This window comes from Acinetobacter seohaensis (genome assembly GCF_056431365.1).
In genome coordinates this window covers 1-2,303 of the sequence record NZ_JBWKMK010000092.1, presented here as the reverse complement: position 1 = coordinate 2,303, position 2,303 = coordinate 1, and the positions used below count along the sequence as shown (strand labels likewise).

At 32.1% G+C, this 2,303-nt stretch carries 3 protein-coding genes; all 3 read left to right on the top strand.

Going from position 1 to position 2,303, the window contains the following annotated elements; genetic code table 11:
- Positions 1-114 precede the first annotated feature (114 nt).
- A complete protein-coding gene (locus tag AC07E5_RS09880; RefSeq protein ID WP_498625358.1) occupies positions 115-1,209 on the top strand; it encodes a site-specific integrase in 1,095 nt (364 codons plus the stop codon).
- The gene (locus AC07E5_RS09875) at positions 1,193-1,615 is read left to right on the top strand and encodes a hypothetical protein (RefSeq protein ID WP_346793320.1); all 423 of its coding nucleotides are present in this window, start codon (positions 1,193-1,195) and stop codon (positions 1,613-1,615) included. Before AC07E5_RS09880 ends, AC07E5_RS09875 begins: the two co-directional genes overlap by 17 nt.
- 140 nt (positions 1,616-1,755) lie before the next feature.
- Entirely contained in the window at positions 1,756-2,007 is a 252-nt protein-coding gene (locus AC07E5_RS09870) for a hypothetical protein (RefSeq protein WP_346793319.1), read from the top strand.
- Positions 2,008-2,303 lie beyond the last annotated feature (296 nt).

Sequence of the window (2,303 nt, the reverse complement as noted above, 5' to 3'; positions counted from 1 at the left end):
GAGATCCATGCACGTGTAGCAGTTCTTAACAGATTTACGGAATTAGGTCGACCACTTACCCAAGTTACGCCTTAAATTTGGCTCAATTAGGGGCGCTTTGCATTTCAAATCTTTGTGCAACAAAGCCCATTGAGACTGGATTGTTTGGATGTTAAAAGACTACAGGATAAAGAGATATACACTCTAAATGGTTACACAAGTAAAACATCATTAACTGGGTTAAAATGGACTACATGGATTACATCTAGCTTAATTTCTCCTGTTATAAACTTATTAAAAGAGATAGTTGTAATGGGTAAAGCTTATGAAAATCAACGAGGATTATATTTGAATACTAATATTGATGAATATTCATTGTTTTCTCGTGTATTTGCTGATGCATCTGGAGGTGAACTGGTAGGTAGTCATCCCTTGTTTGAGTGTCCACCTATGCTAGTAAATAGTATTGATAGATCAGTTAATGATTTAATTAAAAACATAGAATTTCAGCAAGAGGATTTAGAGGAACTAATTAAATTCAACCCTCTGATTAACTGGTGTGAAGAATATAACTTGGAAATCGGAAAGTCTTGGAAATTTAGAACACATCAGTTCCGTAGGTCATTGGTTGTTTATGGTATAAGAAGTGGAATGGTTCAACTTACAGTTCTGAAAAAACAATTACAGCACCTTAATTTAGATATGACCGCTTACTATGGTAATTATAGTGGTTCATCAAATAATTTATTTGATGGAAACTTAATTGATGAATTTAGAGAAGAAAAAATTCGATACCAATTTGTCCAATATGAAGAAAAAGTATTAGATACCAATGATGTTTTATTCGGTGGTGAAGGAACAAGATTATATATTTCAAAACGATCTGAAAATGCTCCTGAATATTTGGTGAATAAAGAAAAAACACTCCAATACTTTAAGGAAGGTCGTTTATCTTATAAAAAAACCCCACTTGGTGGGTGCGCTAGACAAGGTTCGTGTAATAGATTAGGATTTTCTTATATAACCGCTTGTATTGACTGTAAGGATTCCATTTTTGATTCATCTTCTAAAGTTGTTTTAACAAAAACAAAGCAAGCTTATCAAGAGAGGTTGATGAAGTATGAGCAAAATTCCATTACTTATAAACAGCTAGTAATAGAAATAAATTCTATAGATAAAATTTTAAATAAAATTGAAGTATTGGAGGTTTCAAATGTCGAAGGCAATTAAAAATTTTGAAGATGCGCTTCAACGCCTAATTGATGGGAAACCGAGAATAATATCCATCCCATACTCAATTAATAATGATACTGTTGCTTTGGAAGCTGGTCGCCAACGAGGTACTATTAAGAAATCAAGACCTGAATTAGCTGAATTGCTTAAAGCGATAGCGGAAGCCGAAGCTCGTAGAACTTCTAAGAATGTGACAGAAAAAATTGATGTTCGTGATATTAAGCTTCAAGAGGCACATAAAAAAATTCAGATGTTAGAAGCTGAATTATCAGAAATAAAGGATAAATATAAAAAGCAATTAGAACAATTAACATCAGTAATGTACCGTAATAATAAACTCCAAAGAGAGATTCAAGGCAATCAAATTTCTGAAAATAATCTACTTGATTTCATGGTGAGGTAAAATGGTAATCCCCCCTAAAAATAAAAGGATCTAAAAGTAGAATTTAGCCAAAGATAATGTATGTTTATGAGGCATCAATTAGTTTCTATAACAGAAATTGGCCATAGTAATAAAAATTATCACTTATGAGAGTTTTTGATATGCCAACTAAAAAACCAACATCTGAGCGTGATATCGCTAAAGCAGCTGCTTATATATTGCAAGAAAGCTTTATTAAAGCCGCTCGTAGTGGAAAAGTACTTTACGTAGAGGATGATATTCTTTGGAGTAAGACTCCACATGGTCAACCAGTTTTCATTAAAAAATTGTCTGGTCGAAACCCTACCCTTTCCAAAGAGATTAATAATCGAAGAACATTTAAAATTAAAAAACGTAATGTGTGTGATTCATAGACACCCATTATATTGGAATGGTGTCTATGAATCACACAGTTAACTATCCTGTATTCTAAATTAGAGTTGATCCCCTTATTTTAATGTCACTTCATATTTTATTTTATTGAAATGACAATTTTATGATTAATTTTTTTATTTAATTTAATATTTCTTCCATTAACTTAATATGGCTTTGTTGCACAAACCTAGCCTATAAGGTTTATTCAGTCCTATAATTTCAAAATGAATAAACCTACTCCTAAAACTTATCGTACAACCAACTGGTCTTCCTATAATCGCGCTCTCATTAATCG